Here is a 22,290-nt window from a genome sequence, read left to right as displayed (position 1 = left end):
AATAAACGCCTAAATTGTAACGGAATTTAGGCGTTTTAGCAATTTTAAAGCAGGGTGTTTCAGCTAGCAAGCTTATCGGCTGTTTTGTACGGTTTTTTGCAATTTACTGACATCGTACCCTTGAGATTTTGCGGTAGCGACCATTGTTTGATAAGTGTCTTCATCCATCGTGGGTGTGCGTGACAAAATCCACAAGTATTTTTGGTTTGGCGTACCTACCAACGCATGGTTATAATTGGGGTCTAAAGCAAGCACCCAATAGTCGGCTTTACCCACAGGCAACCAACGCAATGCTTGCGGCAAGAAAGTAACTTTAAGTTTACTGCCACTATCGCCATTTTTGGTGGCTTCACCAATGCTTTGCATGGGTTTGCCGTCTTTGCCCATACACTGGTTATTAACTTCCACCTTGCCTGTCGGTTGTAGGGTATAAGTGGCGGTGACATCACTGGCACAGTTACGCTGAAAAAACATCGGCAAACGGGCGATTTCGTACCATTTGCCCGCATAACGGTTTAAATCAACGCTTTGCACCGCCTGAGCTTTACCAATGCCTGTGGACTTGGCAGTGGTTTCAGTTGCGGTAGTTTTGGTGGGGGTGGTGGAGCAAGCACTCATCGCAATTAATGTACCTGCAATACCTGCCACTGCTAGCGTTTTTTTACTCATCAGTTTCATTGTCTATATCACCTTATTTTGCTCAGTCTTATTGCGCATTAAAGTAATCATTTTAGCCCAAAATAAACGCTCAAACGGTGACTATTGGGGCACTTTTTGTCAGCCAGTTGTTACAGTGAATGCGCTATTGTCAACCTGTTGGCTAGTTTTTATACCTTGTCGACCAATAACCGAATACCCGCGATTCCCATCGCCCCATGCTCATAGGCGGTGGCTAAATCTGCCTGCCCCACCCCGCCGAGCGCAAACATCGGTACATCACTAAGCTTTGCTAATTCACCGAACGCTTGCCAGCCCATGCCCCCACTTTGAAAGGTTTCTGGGTGTGTCGGTGTGGCTTTCACCGGGGATAAAAAACAGCCCATTACAGTATGCGAGGTTGCCAAGGCATTTAATCTGCTTAGGCTATGTTGGTCATGGCAACTGGCAAAATAGCGATAATTTTTTGATAAACTTGAGAAATCCAGCGTCATGAGTTGTTGGTGATTCAAATGTACCATGCCGTTTTTTAACCACGCATCTAAACGCTTAAATAAGCGCTCAGGTAAGCACTCAAATAAGCACGCTAGTGTTGCATATTGAATAATCGGGGTGATATCCGCCCTTATCGTTAGCAAGCCATCAATTATAGCGGTGGCATTTTCATCGCTGGTTTGCGGGCGAAGATAACAATGGGCATCGTCGGGCAGTTTTTGGCTATAAAAATCAACCCACTTATCCACACTAACAAAGCTATCTAAAGGCTGCGTGATATAAATCGCACGAGGCAATTTTAACCACTGTAAAATGCGGGCATTGGCATCGGGCAGCGGGTACTGATTGGCAATTAAGTCTGACTGGTGAACCCATTTGACGGCTTGACCTTCCTTGCCTTTACCCTGTTGTAACCCATCAAACTGGGCTTGGCTCACTTGAATTTTAAAAACGTGCAACGCCACGGCTTTGTCAGCATAATCATGGCGTATCACCCCCATTTTGACCGCGGTATTTTGTGCGATATCCAAGCCAATCTCTTCATGAACTTCACGGATTAACCCTTGTGTTGGGGTTTCAGCTGGCTCAATTTTTCCTCCGACAAATTCATAGCGATTGCCTTGGTGTTGACGGGCATGGCGAAATCCCAGGAGATATTGCTTGTTAAAATGTATCACCGCGACTGCCACATTGACGACTTTTGACATATTTTTCTCAAACTGTTGATTGTTACCCATTATAAAGCATTAAATTTGATGAAAAAGTGAAAAAAGTCACTTGACGACCCATTAAATATAAATGATAATCATTATCAATTAAAAACACTATTCGCCTCATCTTACAGAGAAAAGGAGTATCCCATGCTACACTTATTAAATCGCGCCAATCTCATCCAACAAAGTTCCTTGCCTACGCTATATTCCAATCATTTATTTGCGCTGACCAAAGAGATTCGCATTCAGCATGACGGCGAAGAATACCGTCTTCGATTGACCCGTAATAACCGCCTAATACTCACCAAATAGTGACTTACCAAATAGTCCCGGTGAAATTGTGAAATTGTTAATAAAAAAAGCCAATCTTCTTGAGAGTGGCTTTTTTAGAGGACTAAGTTGATATTTACTGTTGCTAGTCACTGTGCGCAGTTACTGGCAACAATCAACTGAATTAACCCATGCGAATAGCCCCGTCCAAACGAATAACGTCGCCATTGAGATAGCTATTTTCGATGATGTGTGCCACCAATTTAGCAAATTCTTCTGGATTGCCCAAACGTTTGGGAAAAGGCACGGCTTGCTCAAGACTGGTACGGGCAGCTTCTGGCAAGCTTGCCATCATCGGTGTGCCGAACACCCCTGGGGCGATGGTCATGATACGTATTTGATGACGCTGCAGCTCACGCGCGAGTGGTAAGGTTAAGCCCACCACACCTGCTTTGGATGACGAATAACTGCCCTGCCCGACCTGACCATCGAATGCGGCAATTGAAGCGGTGTTGATAATCACACCTTTATCTTCATTATTATCTGCAGTATTTTTTGCCATCGCCGCCGCTGCCAGTCGCACCACATTGAAAGTGCCGATGAGGTTAATCTGGATACCACGGGTAAAGGTGGTTAAATCGGCTGGGTTGCCTTCCTTGTCCAGTAATTTTTGCACCACCACGATACCGGCACAGTTGATTGACCCTGATAATTTACCAAATTTGTTCACACCCGCCTCAATCGCATTTTTGACATCCGCTTCGCTGGTGATGTCACATTTTGCAAAAATCACGTTGTCGCCCAATTCAGCCACTAATTTCTCACCGGCTTGTTGGTTCAAATCGGCGATGATGACATTTGCGCCATGTGCCACCAAATAACGGGTTGTCGCTTCACCTAGACCTGACGCGCCGCCTGTGACCAAAAATGTATTATTTTTTACTTGCATTGTTTTTCCGTTAACCTGTTATTTTTTGTTGATAAAAAAAGCCTAGCTAATACTAGATACTCTTTTGCATAGGGATAAAATTTTTGTTACTGCGCCACGCTCATGCTACGCAGCATAAAACGTTGCACTTTACCGCTTGGGGTCTTTGGTAGGGCATCGATAAACTCAACGATACGTGGATACGCATGGGCAGATAACCGTGCATGCACCAAGCTTTGGATGTCTTTGGCTAACTCGTCATTACCTGTATAGCCGTCTTTGAGTACAACATAGGATTTGATGATGTGACCGCGTATATCATCTGGCACGCCAATCGCCGCGGTCTCCGCTACCGACGGGTGTTCCATTACCGTGTTCTCGACATCGGTAGGACCGACGCGATACCCTGCGGTGGTAATAATATCGTCATCACGCCCGACAAACCAAAAAGTGCCATCATCATGCTGCTCGACCATATCGCCTGTCAGATAATAGCCATTTTCAAACGGATTCTTTTCGTTCCACGTATAGCCTTGGAAAAATAAGGATGGCGAGTTCGCCACATCAACGGCTAGTTGACCTTGTACGCCTGCGCCTAGTTCATTAAGATTTTCATCCAGTACCGCCAAGCGATAACCGGGCAATGGCATACCCATTGAGCCAATTGGCTGATCATGGGTTAACTTATGATGACAGCAGCACGCCATCCCCAATTCGGTTTGTCCATAATGGTCAAGAATAGATGCACCAAGATTGTCATTAATCCACGTCACCACTTCAGTATTTAACGTCTCACCCGCTGAGCTGATACGCGTCAATAGCGGTAACTCATCAGCTTTGTTGTCAAAAACACCGCTTGATTTCATCATACGAAATGCGGTCGGCGATGAGGCTAAATTAGTGATTTTATGGTTTTTGATAAAATCTAATGTATGTTTGGCATCAAACCCTGACTCATTAAAGTGGGTGGTAGCACCGACTAGCAAAGGTCCTGTAATCGCATAATACAAGCCATAGGCCCAACCTGGGTCAGCCATGTTCCAAAACCGATCATTATCGCTTAAACCCACTGCGTGTACCATATACAAATAAAATGCGGTTAGCGCTTTAAGTGGTACTGCCACGCCTTTTGATTTGCCCACGGTACCTGAAGTAAACATTTGCAAAAAAGGATCTTCCCCTGTTAGCATCACAGGTTCAAAGTCTTCCCTTTGCGCTGCCATTAAGCTATCAAAATGCCAATCGCCATATTGTTTGGCGGCTTGCTCGCTGCCCACCATCACCATGTTTGGTAGTGGGTTTATGTCATTGAATTTTTCACGGTTATGGCTGTCGGTGAAAACCACTTTGGTAGCGGCTTTTTCAAGGCGGTATTCAATCGCTTCGACACCAAATGCGGTAAACAATGGCTGGTATACCGCACCGATGCGCCATGCACCCACAATCACCGCTAACAAAGTCGGTGTACGGGGCAGCATGGTTGACACCCGATCGCCTTTTTTCACTCCCAAAGAAATGAGCAGATTTGCCATTTTACCGCTCAGTTTATCGAGCTGTGCGTAAGTGATTTTATGGATATTACCTTGGGTGTCTTCATGCACTAGCGCGACTTTATTTGCCTTATCAGACTGGGCATGACGACCCACACATTCTACATAGGCGTTGATACCATTGATGCGGCAACCTTGCAGGATTTGCTGTTCAAGTTCGTCGATATTGAATTGGTCAATGTAGCTTTGATATCGGTAGCTTTGATAGTGGTAGCTTTGATAATCAGGATGGGTAGATTGCGGGGTTTGGGTGTCAAGATTGTCCATGATTGGCTCCTAATGTCGTCCATGAGATAGGAATAAAGCCAGTGTTAACGGTCACCAACTGGCTTAAAATAACGCTGACTTAAAATAAATCTGGCTTGAAATAAATTTGAGCTGATATAACCAGTTTTTTGACGATGGGCTCGCAACTATCACTGATTTACACTCACGCTGATTTACTTGTATCAAGTCAAGCTAACAAATTCCTTTTGTCAGCTTATGATGCCTAAAATTTTGGACAATTTCAAGTATTATGATATGAATTGTATCGTTTTAAAAATTTTACTGTTAACCAATAAACTTAAAAAAGTGCTCTTTATAGTGGCGCAGTTCACGAATTGAATCACGGATATCATCAAGTGCCAAATGACTTCCTTTTTTCTCAAAGCTTGACAAAATATCGGGGCGCCAGCGATAAGCCAGCTCTTTGACCGTTGACACATCTAAATTGCGGTAATGAAAAAACCGCTCAAGCGTCGGCATTTGCCGTGCCAAAAACCGTCTGTCTTGGCAAATCGAATTGCCACACATCGGTGAGCGTCCTGATTCGACATATTTACTCAAAAATGCAATGGTTTCGGTTTCTGCTTGAGCCATCGTCACGTTACTACGGCGAATACGGTCAATTAGTCCCGATTGCCCATGTTGGCGCGTGTTCCAATCATCCATGCTGTTGAGCACAATGTCAGGCGTATGGATGGCAAACACAGGACCTTCGGCTAAGATATTGAGTTCACTGTCAGTCACTATCGTCGCTATCTCGATGATGGTATCGTTGAGGGTATCTAGACCTGTCATCTCAAGGTCAATCCAAATCAGATGTTTTTTATCAACCGCCATACTGTTGCCTTTTCATACTCTTTAACAAATAATCCGCCATCTTAGCAGATTTTACAGGTAAAATATCGGTTTTGTTGGCGATTGCTCAGGCGTGCTCATGTAGCGAGTCTAAAGATATTGCAAAATTTTATAAGGTGTTAGTATGGTAAAAAATCCCCTAGTGGCTGATGTAGTGGATAGCGTATGGCGTTAATCCGTAAACGTAAACTCACTGACCAGCAAACCCGCCGCATCCAAAAACAACAAAAATCCCAGCAAGTGCTGGACGATGCCCAGCTGATGGATGGCATTGTTGTCGCAAACTTCGGCAAGCAGCTCGAAGTCCAAGCCACTAGCCTACCGCAAACCCTGCCTGAAAAACCGATTGTCGCCGCTAACGAGCCAGAACCGTTTTGGCAACCCATCACCCTGCACAGTGTTTGGCGTTGTCACACCCGTACCAACTTGCCACTGATTGCCACTGGGGATAAAGTCCGCTTTGTCGCTGACCCAAATACAGGACTTGGGCGCATTGAAGCGATTTATGATAGACAAAGCATCATCAACCGCCCCGACCGTTATCACAAGCTCAAACCCATCGCCGCCAATGTCGATATTTTAGCAGTCGTATTTGCGCCGCTGCCGCTACCGTCTGCCCAGCTGATTGATCGGTATTTGGTGGCTTGCCATCACTCAGACATCACGCCATTGCTGATTTTAAATAAAGCCGATTTGTTGGCAGATGGCAGTCATAGCGAAGTGTTAGAGCTACTGTCAGCCTATCAACAGCTTGGCTATGCCACCTTGGTGACCCAATCTAATGGTGATTTAACTGAGCTAAAAAACACCGTTGCCCGCAAGAACGTGATTTTTGCGGGTCAATCAGGGGTTGGCAAAAGCAGCTTGGTCAACCAGTTATTGCCTGACGCGGGACAATCAGTCAATGAAATTTCAACCATTTCACAGTTGGGTCAACATACCACTACCACTAGTCGATTTTTAGCGTTTGACCCGATGGCGCTCAGCAAAGGCGCCATTATTGATACACCCGGTATTCGCGAATATGGGCTTTGGCATTTGACCCCTGATGATATTTTGCAAGGCTTTATCGAGCTTGCGCCGCTCGCCCCCTACTGCCGTTTTCGCGATTGCAAACATACCGAGTCCACGCCCAATTGTGCGATGTGGCAGGCAGTAGCAGACGGGCAAGTGCTAGCAAGGCGGGTGGAGAATTTGGTACTCCTGCAACAAGAAGCGGCCTCGCAGGATTTTTAAGCTTGCGATTTTAGACTAAATATTAGACTAAATAAAAGTTTCTTAAAATTGACAACTACCGTTATAATACAGTCAATTTTTTATGGGCAATCAAACGATAATTTTGACGACATGCCCCTGTGGAGGATATCTTGGAACGTTGGTTTGAGTTTATGGGTCATCACCCATTTTTATTTGGCACCATGTTTGTGCTAATTGTGCTATTTTTTATGCTTGAGAACAAACGCGGCGGCAAAAAAATCAATCCAAATGCAGTGGGCTTGATGGTCAACAACCAAAACGCTCAGCTGATTGATATCCGCCCACGAAAAGATTTTGAAAAAGGCTATATCAAAGGCAGCCGCAATATCCCGTTTACTGAGCTAAAAGATCACGTTGACGCACTTCGCAGTGCTGACCATCCTATTATCATCGTTTGCCAAATGGGTATGACGGCGGGTACTGCAGTGGCAATGATTGGTAACGACAACGTTTATCGTCTTGATGGTGGTATTACCAATTGGCAAGCCGCAGGTTTACCTTTAGTGGTAGAAAAAACCGTGTCCGGCAAAACCAAATAAGATTGGTTGGCTGTTCACAATTTGAAATTTAAATCGCCAAACCCCATAACCATCAATAACGCTTTATTATCTCATCGGTATCTGATAATAAGCTTTTAACCCATTTTAAAAAATCCAGAAATAAGGAGATTGTTATGGCTATGGTGAAAATTTATACCACACCGACTTGCCCCTACTGTATGCAAGCTAAAATGTTATTAAAAAACAAAGGGCAAGTATTTGAAGAAGTTAACATGTATGATGTGACCACAGAGGAACGTCAGGCATTGGCGCAAAAAACCAATAATTACCGCACAGTACCGCAAATTTTTATTGGCGATAATTTCATTGGTGGTTATGACCAACTTGCTGGTCTTGAGCGTCAAGGCAAACTTGATGGTCTATTAGCGGATTAATCGTTCGCAGATTAAAAAAATTTACTAGAACTTTACTAGATAAATAACCCCCATTATAAATACAGTTGATAGTTTTTAGACTATTTTTTAGAAAAAGTTAAAGCTGTCATATTGTTATAATTCACGTAAAAACAGTTAATTGAGGACACTATTATGGCAGACGAACAAAACTTACCACAACTGGCGCTAGAACGTATCTATGTTAAAGATATGTCATTAGAAGTACCGGGTGCAGAGGTATTTACCCGTGAATGGCAACCAGAGCTTGATATCAACTTATCAAGTGCCGCTGAAAAGTTGGATGATGACCACTACCAAGTAATATTAACCGTTAATGTGACTGCCAATAATGGTGGTGAAACCGCATTTATCGCAGAAGTACACCAAGCGGGCATCTTTATGTTGCAAAATATCCCTGAAGAACAATTGGGAGCAATTTTAGGTGCGTATTGTCCAAACGTATTGTTCCCTTATGCCCGTGAAGTGGTCAGTGACATTGTAACCCGTGGTAGCTTCCCACAATTGTTACTTGCGCCAGTCAATTTTGACCAAGCCTATCAACAAACGCTTGAGCAAGGTAACTAATTTTTTTAAAGTTAACTATTTTAGAGCTAACTAATTTTTAAGTGTCAAAAATTAAGAGCAGGATAACCCCTGCTCTTTTTTTATGTAAATTTAAGGTAAATTGTTAGGACTTGGTGCATGATTCGGTGAGGCTTGCCAATGACATAACGCTGCTTCAAATACCGCATAATCAACCCCAATTGCCTCTGCGGTTTGTACCGCCAAACGCTCTAACTGAGGGTCTGTGATGTAATGACCAAATAGCAATTTTGCGCCGCGTTTGGGACCTGTGGCTTTAGTCAAATAGCAGTGAGCCGCTGTGACGGCTGGCTAAAGGCATGGGTGCTTTGCTGATAATCCTGCAGCGCTTGATAAAGTTGTGTCGCCCGTTTAAGGTGTGTGATAATCATGGGGTATTCCAAAAAACCCAACCCATTGGGCTCATATGGATTAAAGCATAAATGATTAAAACGACAAACCGATTAATCAAATAAACGCTTAATCAGATAGACATAGGTAGCAAATGATGTTAAATCAAGCAGCGATAAGCGAAGTATCCAATCCGTGCCGTGTGGCGTGTGTCACAGGTGGCGCCAAACGAATTGGTCGGGCGCTTGTGCTGGCACTGCACCAAGCCAATTATAATATCATTATCCATTACCATACCAGTGAATCAGAAGCCATGGAACTTGTTGATTACTGTAATGCCATTCGTCCAAAGTCAGCAAAAAGTGTGCAAGGGAATTTAGAGAACTTTGAAACGTTGCCACAATTGACTTGGCGAATAATCAATAGTTTTGGTCGATTGGATTGTTTGGTTCATAATGCCTCACGGTTTTACCCGACGCCCTTTGGTCAAATCTCTCAGCAAGACTGGCAAAATTTATTTTTGACCAATGCACAAACCCCGTTATTTATCAGCCAATATTTATACCCTTATCTAAAAAAATCGCAAGGCTGCATTATCAGCATTTTGGACATTCACGCCAATGGCAAGCCATTTGGGGGTTATACAGTCTATAACATGGCAAAAGCCGCCCACCAAATGATGGTGCAGTCGCTAGCAATCGAACTAGCGCCCGATATCCGCGTCAATGGTATCGCGCCGGGTATTAACATTCTACCCATGGAAGGCACTGAGCAAGCGCTCACCGCTGAAACGATTGACAAAATCTGCCGCGCCGTACCGTTAAAAAGAATTGGCACACCGCAAGATATCGCGCAAGTGGCAGTATTTTTGGCAGCTGCCCCATATATCACAGGGCAGATTATTGCCGTGGATGGCGGTCGTAGTTTGACCTTAGCGGGTAACGAAAGCAGGCAATGAAAACAGCTAATCACAGCCGGCAGCCAGAGCAAGTAAAGCACCTGACTAACCGCAGCGCATCAAACTTTTGAAGTTTTGAATAACGTTTAATGATGTTTTTTCAGTAATTCCATTAACTCTGCTCGAATGTCATCCTCATTGGTGGTGCCATTTTGATTAGCGCTGTCATTATTTTGGTCAAAGTTTTGTGACGTGGGTAGCTCGGTCAAAGTCTCTTGGGGTTGTCTTTCGCCTAGGGTCACATTGACGCTACTTTGCGCTTTATTACGCATCACTTGTAGATTGACCACACTGTTGGGTGCTTTACGTGCGACCAATTGAATCAGCGTGTTGGCATCATTGACAGGTTTATTATCCATCGCGGTGATGATATCCCCTTTTTGCAAGCCCGCTTTGGCGGCAGGACCATCACGCATCACGTTCATCACTTCAACGCCCTGCGTGTCATCACCTAGCTTGGTTGGGTCTTTCATCGAACTTTGTAATTCGATCCCAAGCCAGCCGCGGTGCACTTTACCATCTTTAATAATGCCATTCATCACAAGCTTAACAATCTCGGTAGGAATGGCAAACCCAATGCCCATCGAGCCGCCCGAGCGTGAAAAAATCGCGGTGTTGATACCAACCAGCTGACCATAAGCATCGACCAGCGCACCCCCTGAGTTACCGGGATTAATAGCGGCATCGGTTTGGATAAAATCTTCCACTGTGTTGATACCCAGTCCCGTGCGACCTGTTGCCGAGATAATACCTTGGGTGACAGTTTGACCGACCCCAAATGGGTTGCCAATTGCCAACACCACATCGCCCACTTGGGTCGACTGTTCACGAAATCCTAAGGGTTTCAGCCCTGTCAAATCAACCTTAATCACCGCCAAATCACTTTCCACATCATTGCCGATGACTTTTGCCGTTGCCTTGCGACCATCATTGAGCATCACGATAATGTTATCGGCTTTAGAAATCACATGCGAGTTGGTGACGATATAGCCATCTTGCGAAATAATGACACCCGAGCCTAAATTGGTATTATCGCTCTCGCCATTGGGGATACCGTGATATTCAAAATAGCGGCGCATCATCGGGTCATTCATATAGGGATGCTCCTCGATTTTTTGCGTGGTATAGATATTGACGACTGACTGGGCAGCGACAGCGACAGCATTGTGATAAGATGCCACCGCAGCATTTGGATTTTCACCGAGTTTTTTGGTATCGACAGGCTCAGATTTCGGCGGCTGCCACCCGGGCTGACTGGCTACCACCGCTTGATTTTTTTGCCAAGGCAACTGTGGCTTGGTCATCATCCACAAGCCCGCCAACAGCACTAGTAGTAACAAAATCCAGGGTAGTATTAGAGTAAATTTGTTAGGTTTACGATACGTAGGCGGCAAAACAGGTGGGGTTTCCAAAGGCTTGTCTGAACGGGGGTCTGTCATAGTCAACGTTTCTCAACGATAGGTCAGAAAATAGACGGGTTTGAGCGAAAAATACAGTTTAGTCTAACACTGATTATTTGGTGAGTTGAGCCGATTTTTTATTAGTTTTGTTTCAAAAGATATCTTTGATATTACTGGCTTCATTATTATATTCAATGATGGCTGGCTTTGTTGAGGACTGGATTATCATAAAAAAACCGCAGTCATTATGGTGACTGCGGTTTTGAAAGCTATCGCTATATTAATGCTATATTGGCATTTTTTAGACGTCTTTGCGACGCATATGCGGAAACAAAATCACATCACGAATACTCGGTGCATTGGTAAATAACATCACTAAACGGTCAATACCGATGCCCTCACCTGCAGTCGGTGGCAAGCCATAGGACAATGCTTCAATAAACTCTGCATCATAATGCATCGCTTCATCATCGCCTGCGTCTTTCTCAGCCACTTGTTGTTTAAACCGCTCGGCTTGGTCGATTGGGTCATTGAGCTCGCTAAAGCCGTTGGCAATTTCACGCCCGCCGATAAATAGTTCAAAACGGTCAGTAATCTCGCTATTGTCATCGTTACGGCGTGCTAGTGGTGAAGTTTCGGCAGGATATTCTGTGACGAAGGTTGGTTGACGCAGTTTGGTTTCTGCGGTTTCTTCAAAGATGATGGTTTGCAGTTTGCCAATCCCAAAGATGTCTTTAACGTCTTGTTTGAGTACGTTTTTGGCATAATCCGCTAGATAATCACGGTCTGCGATTTTGCTCATGTCGAAATTATCCGCGTATTTTTCAATCGCTTTGGTCATTGGCAAGCGTTCAAATGGTGCTTTAAAACTAATTGCTTCACCTTGATAATCAATCTCCGTGGTACCTAAAATATCGTTTGCCAGTTTTTCAAACATATCCTCGGTCAGTTTCATCAAATCTTCATAATCGGCATAGGCTTGATAAAACTCAATCATGGTAAATTCTGGGTTGTGACGCGCCGATACCCCTTCGTTACGAAAGTTACGGTTAATCTCAAACACCCGCTCAAAACCACCCACGACTAGACGTTTTAAGTACAGTTCTGGCGCAATGCGTAAAAAAAGCGGCATATCAAGCGCATTATGATGGGTGACAAATGGACGAGCCACCGCACCGCCTGGAATGACGTGCATCATCGGGGTTTCGACTTCCATGTAACGCTCATTTAGCATATACTCACGAATACCAGCAATGACTTTACTACGGATAATAAAGGCGTTACGGCTGTCTTCATTGGTCATCAGATCAAGATGACGGCTACGATAGCGAGCCTCAGTGTCGCTTAACCCATGAAATTTGTCTGGCAGTGGGCGTAGTGATTTGGTCAATAACTGTACTTCGGTGGCATGCACAGATAATTCACCGGTGTTGGTACGAAATACATAACCTGTCACACCAATAATGTCACCGATATCCCATGTTTTAAAGTCATTATAAATCTCTTCGCCCAAGTCGTTTTTGCTGACATAGGCTTGGATACGCCCTGTCATGTCGGCAATGGTCACAAAGCTGGCTTTACCCATCACCCGTTTGAGCATGATACGACCGGCGACTGTCACCATGACTTTATCGCTGTTTGCCAATGTTTCTTTGTCTTTATCGGCAAATTGCTGCTGCAAGTCTTGGGCATATTCTTTGCGTTTGAATTGGTTTGGGTAAGGGTTTTTGCCTGCTTGTTTGATTAAATCTAATTTGCTGTGACGTTGTTTGATAAGTTCATTGACGTCTTGGCTGTCTTCCACATGCGCTTCGGTTGCTGCATTTTCAGTTTGGTTTTGCTGTGACATGATGTTTTCCCACAATTTTAGTTACGCTATCAAAAGTTAAAATTTTTATGCCAAATGGTAAAAATACCGAACTTGCCGCGTTTTTCTTCACCACCCTTTTCACTACCAAGTTGAGTCAAACGCAATTCGCCTGCAATTTCTTGTAAATAACCATTTTCAATCATTTTGGCAGAGAGTTCTGGGGTTTTCATACCCAACTGACTCGCTAATTTAGCAATCGTTATTTTGCCATACTCTTTATTTTCTGATGTCGTTGACATTTCATTTACCTTGTCAACTGACATTCTCACTTCTTCACTAATACGAATAATACGCTGTGCTTCTTCATATGCATCGCTATATAGCTGATTATCTGCATCACGAGCGATTAAAATGCCCATTTCATTGTTATTGATTTGGCTAAATTCATATAAATTTAAACTTGTGATAATGCATTCATTCTCGTTCATGTAGCATTTGGCATGCAAATTTTTGCAAAAACTGGTTCGAATGAACGTTAAATTTTTGAGCCAATTAATTTCTTCAGGTTGCAAGTCGCTCTTACCATATACGATACGAATATCAATTTTTAAACGATTTTTATCTTCAAGTAACTCTTTAATTCGTTCATTTAATTTAAGATAAGGGCTAATTAAAATTAAACGGTCAGATGACTTTTTGATGAGTTCTTCCAAATGGTAAGTAGTACCACTGGTATTTAAAAATTTTGCCATCTTATTCTTCCCCACTCACCGATGCCATCAAGTCAGCTTGGTGCTCACGCAGTAGGCTGTCGAGAAGCTCATCTAAGTCACCCTGCATAATGGCATCGAGTTTGTACAAGGTTAAATTAATACGGTGGTCGGTCATCCGCCCTTGGGGAAAATTATAAGTGCGAATGCGCTCCGAGCGATCACCACTACCGACCAAATTGCGACGCATATCGCTTGACGCATCGATTTGTTTTTGTACTTTTTCTTGCTGAATTTTGGATACCAGCATTTTCATGGCTTTATCGCGGTTGGCGTGTTGGCTACGCTCTTGCTGACATTCAACCACCGTGCCTGTTGGAATATGGGTGATACGCACCGCAGAGTCGGTTTTATTGATATGCTGACCACCTGCCCCACTGGCACGATAAGTATCGATACGCAAGTCAGCAGGGTTGATATCGACGGTATCATCAATTTCAATCTCTGGCATCACCGCGACCGTGCAAGCCGAAGTATGCACCCGTCCTTGGCTTTCAGTCTCTGGCACCCGTTGCACCCGGTGTGCGCCCGACTCAAATTTTAAGCGACCATACACACCCGTGCCCGATACACGGCTGATGATTTCTTTATAGCCGCCATGCTCACCTTCGTTCTCAGACAATACTTCCACTGTCCAACCTTGGGTTGCCGCATAACGCTCATACATACGGAACAAATCCCCGCTAAAAATTGCCGCTTCATCGCCGCCCGTCCCTGCTCGAATCTCCAAGAAGGCAGGCACTTTATCATTCGGGTCTTTAGGCAGCATCATCACATTGAGCACGTCTTCAAGCTCATTGATGGTGTCTTTGGCGGCTTGGATTTCTTCTTGCGCCATTTCTTTCATGTCGCCATCGCCCGTTGAATCTGACAGCATTTCTTCAGCGGTTGCCAAATCTTCTTCCGCTTGGCGGTATTTGCCCCAGACATCGACCAATGCGGATAAATCACTGTGCTCAACCGATAATTCACGGAATTTTTTGTTGTCATTCATGGTTTCTGGCTCAGACAGCATGGCGGTGACTTCTTCGAAACGGTCAGACATTTGGTCAAGGCGAAAACGTAAGGATTCTTTCATAATGATGGCTTAAAAGTTTTGGCTTAATTTAGGGCTTAAAAATAAAAATGGCAAAATAATCGGATATTTTGCCACATTTTGGGGGGATTTGCATGGGTTTCGTGAGAGACAATAAAAAGCTTAGACTTTTTTGACCAACACACCCCCAATTGAGTAACCTGCGCCAAACGAGCAAATCACACTCAAATCACCTGACTGCATATTTTCTTGGTGCTTGTGAAACACAATCATAGGGCTGGCTGAGCTGGTATTGGCATATTCCGCCAGTACCATAGGCGCAATCGACTTATCCGCTTCTTTGCCCAATACGGTGCGTAAAATCAAATCAATCATGTTGGCATTGGCTTGGTGCAGCCACATTTTTTTGAGCTGTTTGGGCTCAATGTGGTTTTTATGGAGCAGTTCAAGGATTAAATTGGACACGGCAGGACATACTTCACGAAATACTTTGCGACCTTCTTGCAAGAACAATTTGTCGGTCACAGGTGCGTCGATATCAGGATACATCGGTGTGCCAGCGGCTAAGAATTCACTGCGATCCAAAAAGCCGTATTCATTTTTAATATTGGTTGAAAACTGGGTAAACAGATGACTATCTAAAATTTCATAGCCTTTGGGTGTGGCTGTTTTTTCGTCAATCTCTTCGATAATCGTCGCGGTTGCCACATCGCCAAAGATAAAGTGGCTGTCACGGTTGCGCCAGTTGAGGTGCGCTGAGGTGATTTCGATATTGACCATAGCGACACGTTTGGCAGTGCCAGCTTTAATCAGACCGACCGCTTGGGCGATACCAAAGGTTGCTGCGCTACAGGCGACGTTCATATCAAAGCCAAAACCGCCTTGCATACCAATGTATTGTTGGATTTCGATGGCGATGGCAGGATACACGCGCTGAAAGTTTGAACAAGCAACAATAATGCCGTCTAAGTCTTTACCTTGTAGACCTGCATTGTCCAGTGCTTGTTTGAGTGCATCTAGACCCATTTCTGCCATGATGGACATCTCTTCGCCAAGCTTGCGATAAGGAATCACAGGCGCCATGATATCTGGATTTAAAATTCCGTCTTTTTCCATCACATAGCGAGATTTGATACCTGAGGCTTTTTCGATAAATTCAGCCGTCGAATGCACGAGTGCCGTCTTCTCACCACGGGTGATGGCATCGGCATTTTTGGCATTATAGTTGTCAACGTATTGGTTAAAAGTAGTGACCAACTCTTCGTTACTGATGCTGTAAGGCGGGGTGTATAATCCTGTGGCAGTGATACAAATACTCATATTAGGATTCCTTTTCTAAACGTAAAACGGCAAGGTAATCATCTAGCTGTTGTTATCAATAATAATGCCGCGATGCATGCCATCGGGGATGGTATTGAACAAACAGATGATTAAAAATAGGGGTGTGGCTTATTATGCCTTGAAAATAGCGATAATGCGATAACTATGTTACAAATTATTTCATAGCCTTAAAGGTACAGAAAACAAAGGCGAGGGTTTTTTGCGAACATACACTCCATACTACTGTATCCCTGCTACTGTCTGGGTCAATCGGTGCTGCGATAAAGCACTACTTGGTTAAACTGCTTGGCTTCGTCCATATCGGGCAAAGTGGTTGTGTTATCTAACGTCGTTACCTTGTGGTAGCGCGGGTGAGCAAAGTTTTTGACGCGGCTATCAGCGACCCAAACCTCATGCGCGTATTGTAAGAACACATCTAATAATGGCAAATTGGCTTTGTCATACAGCACATCCGCGACCAACAGCACATCGACTTTATCCATGCCAAATTGCTGTTTTAACTCGAATAAATTATCTAGCAGCTCAGCCGTTACCCCATTTAATTGCGCATTGGCTTGGCAGCTAGTTAGGCTCACGCTATCGATATCACAGCAAATGACTCGTTTGGCACCGGCCATTTTTGCGGCAATACCGACAATCCCCGACCCTGCGCCAAAATCCATCACCACTTTATTGCGCACCATCTGTGGCTGCTGCAAAATATACTGCGCCAACACTTGCCCTGACGCCCATGCAAACACCCAATATGGACAATTATTCCACAGATTTTCTATCACCGTTGGCGTCAAATCTTCATGACAAAAATCTGCATCAATGAGCCATAAATAAAAAGGTTGATTCGGCTTAGATAGTAACGGCACATATGTCTTGGCAAGATTAGCGCTAGGCAACACTTGCTGCAATGCGGTAATCAGTCGATGAAAAACGATTGACGCGTCAGAAGCATTTGATGGCGTTGAAGTTTTATAGGGGGACGTTTTATAAGCGGAAGTTTCAGCATCAGTCACGTAAAGATTTCCAGTCATGAGTCATAGTGAAAAAATGAATACAAAAAAAATGCACAAAAAAAGGAAGCTTTAAACACTTCCTTTTTTAATTCAAACCCATTATTTTGCTGCTGCTTTTTCTGCCGCTTCTACCGTTTGACGGATGAGTGTATTGATGGTCATTGGACCTACGCCACCGGGCACTGGGGTATAGCTTGAGGCAATAGCTTCGATACCTGTCAGCTCAATATCACCCACGCCACCGCTCGTACCATCCGCATGGGTACGCGGATGAAACCCTGCATCGACCACAACAGCGCCCGATTTAATCCAATCTTTTTTGATAAGTTCTGGTTTGCCCACAGCACCCACCACGATATCCGCTTGTTTGACCAATTCTGCCAAATTCTGGGTACGTGAGTGGCAAATGGTCACGGTACAGTTGGCGTTTAATAGCATCATCGCCATCGGTTTACCCAAAATCGCGCTACGACCTACGACCACCGCATGCTTACCAGCAAGCTCAACGCCGTTTTTCTCTAATAAATACATAATACCTTGCGGGGTGCAAGAACCATACGCAGGCTCACCCATCGCCATATTGCCAAACCCTAAACAAGTCACGCCATCCACATCTTTTGCCAGTGCAATGGCATCAAAACAGGCACGCTCATCAATTTGGCTGGGCACAGGGTGTTGTAGCAAAATCCCATGCACGTCTGGATTGTTGTTAAGCTCGGCAATTTTTGCCAATAGTTGCTCGGTGGTGGTGGCTTGTGGCATGGCAACTTTTAAAGAATCCATACCCACACGTTGACAGGCATTGCCCTTCATTTTGACATAAGTTGCAGAGGCAGGATCATCACCCACCAAAATCGTTGCCAAAATCGGCGTGCGTCCAGAGTCTTGTTTTAACTTGGCAACCCGCTCGGCAAGTTCAGCTTCCATTTGTTTGGCATACGCTTTGCCATCTAACACTGTCGCAGTCATGGTGGTTCCTCAATCAATAACGAATCGGTCAACAAAAAGTTGGTTAGCAAAAAATTTGCGTTATTTTAACCGATTTTGCGGTGTGATAACATCCATTGAAAATGTTTAACCGCTAATTTAGCGCTCTAATACCCTTCACCATCCTTCATTACATTGCTCAAATGGCTAAAAAAGTCCTTGCACTTTTAAAAATTTTTGCTATCATAGCAAACCTAAATGAAATGGCTGGGTAGCACAGTGGCCATGCATCGGATTGCAAATCCGCGGACGCCGGTTCGATTCCGGCCTCAGCCTCCATTTTCATTTTGCGGTACTATTGTTTTATTATTATGGGTGTTTTGTTATTATGAGTCAGCAATAAACGCGAAAAAATATCGTAAAAAATTGCTTGCAAAGTTAACAAAACTGATTATAATAGCACCCACTTCTGACACAGACACCACACGACGCCAAGCGTCAGTGCTGTGACTACCCTGCCCGGGTGGTGAAATTGGTAGACACAAGGGATTTAAAATCCCTCGCTCTTACGAGCGTGCCGGTTCAAGTCCGGCCCCGGGCACCATTGATTAAGCCTAAACTTTTACGTTTAGGCTTTTTTGTTGCCGGTTATTTTTTAATTTTTACTTGTCATTTTTCAAATAATGTTTAGCTGCCTAATTTAACGGCACCACTCTCATCACTTCTTCAAACGTGGTAATACCTTCAGCAATCTTTTTCGCGCCTGCCAGTCTTAACGGCTGCAACCCATCTTGGTAGGCTTTTTGCGCGATTTGCGACAAGTCAGCGCCTTCGCTAATCAATTTTTTAAGCGCATTACTAAGCACCATGATTTCATACAATCCCACTCGCCCAAGATACCCGGTATTACGACAGTGTTCACAGCCCACGGCATGATTGATGGTATCTGGGGCTACGGCTTTCCAAGGACTGACTAACGCCTGCCAAGTCTGCTGCTCAATGTCATTCATGGGCTTATTGGATTTACAATGTGGGCAAAGGGTACGCACCAAACGCTGTGCCATGATGCCTAAGATAGTCGCTGAGGTTAAAAACGGCGCAACGCCCAAATCATGTAGCCTTGTTAACGAACTGGGTGCATCATTGGTATGTAAAGTCGATAACACCAAGTGCCCAGTCAGCGAGGCTTGTACCGCCATTTCTGCGGTCTCGGTATCACGAATCTCGCCAATCATGATGATATCGGGGTCTTGACGCATCAATGAGCGAATACCGTCAGCAAAGGTCAAATCAATATTGTTTTGAATTTGCATTTGGTTAAACGACGGCTCTACCATCTCAATGGGGTCTTCGATGGTACAGACATTGACTTCTTCTGTCGCCAGTTTTTTGAGGGTACTATACAGCGTCGTGGTTTTACCCGAGCCTGTCGGACCTGTGACCAAAATAATACCATTGGCTTTACGGGTCATGTCATCCCATTTTTGCAAATCTCGCCCTGTCAGCCCCAACTGTTCAAAAGAGCGCACCAGTACTTCTGGGTCAAATACCCGCATCACCAACTTTTCGCCAAATGCAGTCGGGAGTGTCGATAGCCGCAGCTCGGTTTCTTGACCTTTGGGGGTACGGGTTTTGAGCCGTCCGTCTTGCGGTTTACGTTTTTCAGCGACATTGAGTCTTGCTAAAATTTTTATCCGAGCCACTACCGCGGTCATAATCCCAGTCGGCATTTGATAAACGGTATGCAAAATACCATCGATACGAAAACGCACGTTGCTTTTATCTCGGCGCGGCTCTAAGTGAATGTCACTGGCACGTTGGTCAAAAGCGTACTGTAATAACCAATCGACAATTTTGACGATATGTTGGTCATTGGCATCGGGGTTTTCAATATTGGCGGCATTGCCCAGTTGTAATAACGCTTCGACATTGGTGATATCGGCATCCGCGCGTTTTTGCTGATGGTTTGCCCCGGCAATGGCTTTGGTGACTTGATAAAATTCTTGGCGATAGCGGTTGATTTGCTCGGGACTGATTAATACGGTTTTGATTTTTTTGGGCGACACGATATGCGCAATATTGAGCTGCCAATCTTGATAAAATGGCTGGTCAGTACCGATTTCCACCGTATCTTGGGTGACGGCGACTGGCAAAATGTGCTGCGAGCGCGCATATTCAAATGACATAATCGATGTCACTGAGGGCACATCGGTTTTCAGCGGGTCAATACGTACATAATCAACGCCTGCTTTTTGTGCCAACCAGCGATTGAGCTGGTCCAGACTGAGCGCCATGTGCGTGGTTTTATCGACTAGATGAAAGCCTGCAATCACTTGCAGGGGATGCAAGGTTTTGCGGTTATGGGTCATCACCAAATTATAATCACGTTGGTCAATGACGCCATCTTTTAGCAGTTCATTAAGACACCAACGGGTATCAATTATCATTGAAAAAGCATGGGATAGCATAGGGTTTCCAAAACGATTGCGCCAATAGAATAGCAATTAGGGTCAATTAGGGACAATCGGGTTAAAGGATTAAAATTATCATAAAAATGAGTGAAATATAAGGCCGACTACTGGTATAGTCCTTTGCCATCAAATCGGTGCAATCGCAAAAAATACAGCCCAGATAAAATCGTCATGATACCCAATATGATAAAACTGTATGAAAACGCGGTTTGCGTCTGTGCCAGCGAGGCGCGAGCGGGCGTCAGTAAATGTAACAGCATCGCCCCAAAGCCAATCCCAAAACTAATCGCCAACTGTTGGTTGACGGACAATAAACTATTGCCACTGCTGGTTTGACTTGGGCGAAGCCGTGCGATACTGATGGTGTTCATCGTGCTAAATTGTAGCGAATTACACGCCCCCATAAAAGTCAAAAATGGCACACTTAGCCAAATCGGCGTGGTTTGATTGAGTTGTGATAGCAGCATGATATTAACCCCAATCAACAAGGTATTGCCCGCCAATGTTCTACGATAGCCAAATCGCTTCACAATACGCGTGACCAGCGGCTTGGTCAACAGCGCGCCCACCGCAATCGGTGCCAACATCCAACCCGCTTGTGACGGCGAATAACCCTGCACCACTTGCAGCAGTAGCGGCAGTAGAAAAGGAATCGCACTCATCCCCAAACGGGTCAGCAAATTGCCAACAATGCCCACCCGAAAGGTACGCACTTGAAACAAATCCAAGCCAAATAGCGGTTGTTGCCCATTACGCGATTCTGAGTATTTGGCATGATAATAATAGCCAATGAGCAGCATAATCGCCAATAAAGCAACCATCACGGGAAAAACCGCTGAAGCCAGATTATCGGCATGAATATTATTGGCAAACTCGAGCGCAAAGGTAAAGCTTGCCATCGCGCCACCAAACAGCAAAACCCAAGCAAATCCATACTGGGATTGCGCTGTAGATAGTTGGGCATCAGTTTCCACCCTGCCCACATCCCCAATGCCCCCATGGGAATATTAATCAAAAAAATCCAATGCCAGCTTGCCAGCTCCACCAAATACCCCCCGACCAAAGGCCCAATCACTGGCGCAATCATCGCAGGCATCACCGCATAATTCATCACCGACAGCATACGTTCTCGCGGATAGCTTTTAATCAGCGTTAACTTGCCCACAGGCATGAGCATCGCACCGCCCAATCCTTGCACCACGCGAGAAAAAATTAGGCTATTGAGGGTTGGTGACACCGCACACATCATCGAGCCTGCGGTAAACACGCCAATTGCCACCATAAAGGTGGTCTTAGTGCCATACTTATCGGCAATAAAACCACTAATCGGGGTAAAAATTGCCAAAGTGAGCGCATAGCTAATCACTGTCCACTGCATTGATAACGCAGGCTGATTTAAATCATGCGCCATCGCAGGCAAAGCGGTATTGAGCACCGTTGAGTCTAAAATTTGCATAAACAAAGCGATTGCCACCACGATTGGCAAATATTTGGTTTGCGCGGGGGTTAAGGCAGCTATAGCAAATAGGTCATGCTGTGGCTTTTTGTCTTCGGTAATGATGGAATTTGGCATGGTTAACTTTTAACAATTGCTAAAGGGGCTGTAGTGAAGTGCATGTAATCAAGTAGCTATATAATTGCTTGTAATAAAATCACTAGGGTTAAATGACTAGGATAAATTGGCTATAAGCAAGCAAACTTACGTAACAAC

General features: G+C 44.6%; 22 protein-coding genes and 2 tRNA genes. 8 read left to right on the top strand and 16 right to left on the bottom strand.

Going from position 1 to position 22,290, the window contains the following annotated elements; translation table 11 throughout:
• Positions 1-72 precede the first annotated feature (72 nt).
• Positions 73-678: a lipocalin family protein gene (locus RTL34_RS09080; RefSeq protein ID WP_409455452.1), complete on the bottom strand. Its 606-nt coding sequence runs from the start codon at positions 676-678 to the stop codon at positions 73-75.
• Positions 679-827: 149 nt separating this feature from the next.
• Positions 828-1,889 (bottom strand): NUDIX domain-containing protein, encoded by a 1,062-nt coding sequence (locus RTL34_RS09075; protein WP_312116353.1) that lies wholly within the window; start codon positions 1,887-1,889, stop codon positions 828-830.
• A 123-nt stretch (positions 1,890-2,012) separates the two neighbouring features.
• Between RTL34_RS09075 and hemP the strand changes: the two genes are divergently transcribed.
• On the top strand, positions 2,013-2,177 hold the full coding sequence (gene hemP, locus RTL34_RS09070) for a hemin uptake protein HemP (RefSeq protein ID WP_007114963.1): 165 nt from the start codon (positions 2,013-2,015) through the stop codon (positions 2,175-2,177).
• A 142-nt stretch (positions 2,178-2,319) separates the two neighbouring features.
• On the opposite strand, the gene RTL34_RS09065 is transcribed toward hemP, so the two are convergent.
• The 3 genes from RTL34_RS09065 to orn form a co-directional block, all read right to left on the bottom strand.
• Positions 2,320-3,084, bottom strand: coding sequence for a 3-hydroxyacyl-CoA dehydrogenase (locus RTL34_RS09065; RefSeq protein ID WP_312116352.1), 765 nt, complete (start codon positions 3,082-3,084; stop codon positions 2,320-2,322).
• Positions 3,085-3,170: 86 nt separating this feature from the next.
• Positions 3,171-4,880 (bottom strand): AMP-binding protein, encoded by a 1,710-nt coding sequence (locus RTL34_RS09060; protein ID WP_312116350.1) that lies wholly within the window; start codon positions 4,878-4,880, stop codon positions 3,171-3,173.
• 285 nt (positions 4,881-5,165) lie between these two features.
• On the bottom strand, positions 5,166-5,717 hold the full coding sequence (orn, locus tag RTL34_RS09055) for an oligoribonuclease (RefSeq protein ID WP_095356063.1): 552 nt from the start codon (positions 5,715-5,717) through the stop codon (positions 5,166-5,168).
• Between the two features lie 183 nt (positions 5,718-5,900).
• Here orn and rsgA point away from each other — a divergent pair, with 183 nt between their 5' ends.
• The 4 genes from rsgA (at position 5,901) to secB (ending at position 8,511) form a co-directional block, all read left to right on the top strand.
• Positions 5,901-6,971 (top strand): ribosome small subunit-dependent GTPase A, encoded by a 1,071-nt coding sequence (gene rsgA, locus RTL34_RS09050; protein WP_312116347.1) that lies wholly within the window; start codon positions 5,901-5,903, stop codon positions 6,969-6,971.
• Between the two features lie 131 nt (positions 6,972-7,102).
• A complete protein-coding gene (locus RTL34_RS09045) occupies positions 7,103-7,531 on the top strand; it encodes a rhodanese-like domain-containing protein (protein ID WP_007114958.1) in 429 nt (142 codons plus the stop codon).
• Between the two features lie 134 nt (positions 7,532-7,665).
• On the top strand, positions 7,666-7,926 hold the full coding sequence (gene grxC, locus RTL34_RS09040; RefSeq protein ID WP_007114957.1) for a glutaredoxin 3: 261 nt from the start codon (positions 7,666-7,668) through the stop codon (positions 7,924-7,926).
• Positions 7,927-8,079: 153 nt separating this feature from the next.
• A complete protein-coding gene (gene secB / locus RTL34_RS09035) occupies positions 8,080-8,511 on the top strand; it encodes a protein-export chaperone SecB (protein ID WP_050325070.1) in 432 nt (143 codons plus the stop codon).
• Between the two features lie 90 nt (positions 8,512-8,601).
• On the opposite strand, the gene RTL34_RS09030 is transcribed toward secB, so the two are convergent.
• On the bottom strand, positions 8,602-8,793 hold the full coding sequence (locus RTL34_RS09030; RefSeq protein ID WP_312116344.1) for an alpha-glutamyl/putrescinyl thymine pyrophosphorylase clade 3 protein: 192 nt from the start codon (positions 8,791-8,793) through the stop codon (positions 8,602-8,604).
• 220 nt (positions 8,794-9,013) lie between these two features.
• On the opposite strand from RTL34_RS09030, the gene RTL34_RS09025 reads away from it, so the two are divergent.
• Positions 9,014-9,817 carry a pteridine reductase gene (locus RTL34_RS09025; protein ID WP_312116342.1) on the top strand — a complete coding sequence of 268 codons (804 nt, stop codon included), beginning with the start codon at positions 9,014-9,016 and terminating at the stop codon, positions 9,815-9,817.
• A gap of 86 nt (positions 9,818-9,903) precedes the next feature.
• Here RTL34_RS09025 and RTL34_RS09020 read toward each other — a convergent pair whose 3' ends face one another.
• From RTL34_RS09020 to folD, 7 genes are all read right to left on the bottom strand, one after another.
• Positions 9,904-11,256, bottom strand: coding sequence for a S1C family serine protease (locus tag RTL34_RS09020; RefSeq protein ID WP_312116340.1), 1,353 nt, complete (start codon positions 11,254-11,256; stop codon positions 9,904-9,906).
• Between the two features lie 262 nt (positions 11,257-11,518).
• Positions 11,519-13,066 (bottom strand): lysine--tRNA ligase, encoded by a 1,548-nt coding sequence (gene lysS, locus RTL34_RS09015; protein WP_312116338.1) that lies wholly within the window; start codon positions 13,064-13,066, stop codon positions 11,519-11,521.
• A gap of 29 nt (positions 13,067-13,095) precedes the next feature.
• Entirely contained in the window at positions 13,096-13,779 is a 684-nt protein-coding gene (locus tag RTL34_RS09010) for a phospholipase D family protein (protein ID WP_076774067.1), read from the bottom strand.
• Between the two features lies 1 nt (position 13,780).
• Positions 13,781-14,875: a peptide chain release factor 1 gene (gene prfA, locus RTL34_RS09005; protein ID WP_203172078.1), complete on the bottom strand. Its 1,095-nt coding sequence runs from the start codon at positions 14,873-14,875 to the stop codon at positions 13,781-13,783.
• Positions 14,876-14,995: 120 nt separating this feature from the next.
• Positions 14,996-16,153 carry a beta-ketoacyl-ACP synthase III gene (locus RTL34_RS09000; RefSeq protein WP_312116334.1) on the bottom strand — a complete coding sequence of 386 codons (1,158 nt, stop codon included), beginning with the start codon at positions 16,151-16,153 and terminating at the stop codon, positions 14,996-14,998.
• A 266-nt stretch (positions 16,154-16,419) separates the two neighbouring features.
• Positions 16,420-17,103: a class I SAM-dependent methyltransferase gene (locus RTL34_RS08995; RefSeq protein ID WP_062334721.1), complete on the bottom strand. Its 684-nt coding sequence runs from the start codon at positions 17,101-17,103 to the stop codon at positions 16,420-16,422.
• A 177-nt stretch (positions 17,104-17,280) separates the two neighbouring features.
• On the bottom strand, positions 17,281-18,150 hold the full coding sequence (folD, locus tag RTL34_RS08990) for a bifunctional methylenetetrahydrofolate dehydrogenase/methenyltetrahydrofolate cyclohydrolase FolD (RefSeq protein ID WP_036589930.1): 870 nt from the start codon (positions 18,148-18,150) through the stop codon (positions 17,281-17,283).
• A 223-nt stretch (positions 18,151-18,373) separates the two neighbouring features.
• Here folD and RTL34_RS08985 point away from each other — a divergent pair.
• Both RTL34_RS08985 and RTL34_RS08980 read left to right on the top strand, forming a co-directional pair.
• A tRNA-Cys gene (locus RTL34_RS08985) sits at positions 18,374-18,447 on the top strand.
• A gap of 178 nt (positions 18,448-18,625) precedes the next feature.
• Positions 18,626-18,712 (top strand) — tRNA-Leu (locus RTL34_RS08980).
• Positions 18,713-18,803: 91 nt separating this feature from the next.
• Here the strand turns inward: RTL34_RS08980 and tfpB are convergent.
• From tfpB to RTL34_RS08965, 3 genes are all read right to left on the bottom strand, one after another.
• Positions 18,804-20,576 carry a type IV pilus assembly ATPase TfpB gene (gene tfpB / locus RTL34_RS08975; protein WP_312116329.1) on the bottom strand — a complete coding sequence of 591 codons (1,773 nt, stop codon included), beginning with the start codon at positions 20,574-20,576 and terminating at the stop codon, positions 18,804-18,806.
• A 107-nt stretch (positions 20,577-20,683) separates the two neighbouring features.
• Complete coding sequence (locus RTL34_RS08970; protein WP_312116327.1) at positions 20,684-21,478, bottom strand: MFS transporter; 795 nt, start codon at positions 21,476-21,478, stop codon at positions 20,684-20,686.
• A complete protein-coding gene (locus RTL34_RS08965; RefSeq protein WP_312116325.1) occupies positions 21,400-22,152 on the bottom strand; it encodes an MFS transporter in 753 nt (250 codons plus the stop codon). The genes RTL34_RS08970 and RTL34_RS08965 overlap by 79 nt, the downstream gene beginning before the upstream one ends.
• Positions 22,153-22,290: the final 138 nt, after the last annotated feature.

The organism is Moraxella sp. CTOTU47915, assembly GCF_031986685.1.
GTDB classification, from domain to species: domain Bacteria; phylum Pseudomonadota; class Gammaproteobacteria; order Pseudomonadales; family Moraxellaceae; genus Faucicola; species Faucicola tetraodonis.
This window is presented reverse-complemented; position numbering and strand designations above follow the sequence as displayed.

What these genes read in the sequence shown, in the direction of transcription:
- RTL34_RS09080 (WP_409455452.1), bottom strand. Translation starts at nt 678, where the DNA reads ATGAAACTGATGAGTAAAAAAACGCTAGCAGTGGCAGGTATTGCAGGT.
- RTL34_RS09075 (WP_312116353.1), bottom strand. Translation starts at nt 1,889, where the DNA reads ATGGGTAACAATCAACAGTTTGAGAAAAATATGTCAAAAGTCGTCAAT.
- hemP (WP_007114963.1), top strand. Translation starts at nt 2,013, where the DNA reads ATGCTACACTTATTAAATCGCGCCAATCTCATCCAACAAAGTTCCTTG.
- RTL34_RS09065 (WP_312116352.1), bottom strand. Translation starts at nt 3,084, where the DNA reads ATGCAAGTAAAAAATAATACATTTTTGGTCACAGGCGGCGCGTCAGGT.
- RTL34_RS09060 (WP_312116350.1), bottom strand. Translation starts at nt 4,880, where the DNA reads ATGGACAATCTTGACACCCAAACCCCGCAATCTACCCATCCTGATTAT.
- orn (WP_095356063.1), bottom strand. Translation starts at nt 5,717, where the DNA reads ATGGCGGTTGATAAAAAACATCTGATTTGGATTGACCTTGAGATGACA.
- rsgA (WP_312116347.1), top strand. Translation starts at nt 5,901, where the DNA reads ATGGCGTTAATCCGTAAACGTAAACTCACTGACCAGCAAACCCGCCGC.
- grxC (WP_007114957.1), top strand. Translation starts at nt 7,666, where the DNA reads ATGGCTATGGTGAAAATTTATACCACACCGACTTGCCCCTACTGTATG.
- secB (WP_050325070.1), top strand. Translation starts at nt 8,080, where the DNA reads ATGGCAGACGAACAAAACTTACCACAACTGGCGCTAGAACGTATCTAT.
- RTL34_RS09025 (WP_312116342.1), top strand. Translation starts at nt 9,014, where the DNA reads ATGATGTTAAATCAAGCAGCGATAAGCGAAGTATCCAATCCGTGCCGT.
- RTL34_RS09020 (WP_312116340.1), bottom strand. Translation starts at nt 11,256, where the DNA reads ATGACAGACCCCCGTTCAGACAAGCCTTTGGAAACCCCACCTGTTTTG.
- lysS (WP_312116338.1), bottom strand. Translation starts at nt 13,066, where the DNA reads ATGTCACAGCAAAACCAAACTGAAAATGCAGCAACCGAAGCGCATGTG.
- RTL34_RS09010 (WP_076774067.1), bottom strand. Translation starts at nt 13,779, where the DNA reads ATGGCAAAATTTTTAAATACCAGTGGTACTACTTACCATTTGGAAGAA.
- prfA (WP_203172078.1), bottom strand. Translation starts at nt 14,875, where the DNA reads ATGAAAGAATCCTTACGTTTTCGCCTTGACCAAATGTCTGACCGTTTC.
- RTL34_RS09000 (WP_312116334.1), bottom strand. Translation starts at nt 16,153, where the DNA reads ATGAGTATTTGTATCACTGCCACAGGATTATACACCCCGCCTTACAGC.
- folD (WP_036589930.1), bottom strand. Translation starts at nt 18,150, where the DNA reads ATGACTGCGACAGTGTTAGATGGCAAAGCGTATGCCAAACAAATGGAA.
- tfpB (WP_312116329.1), bottom strand. Translation starts at nt 20,576, where the DNA reads ATGCTATCCCATGCTTTTTCAATGATAATTGATACCCGTTGGTGTCTT.
- RTL34_RS08970 (WP_312116327.1), bottom strand. Translation starts at nt 21,478, where the DNA reads ATGGCAAGCTTTACCTTTGCGCTCGAGTTTGCCAATAATATTCATGCC.
- RTL34_RS08965 (WP_312116325.1), bottom strand. Translation starts at nt 22,152, where the DNA reads ATGCCAAATTCCATCATTACCGAAGACAAAAAGCCACAGCATGACCTA.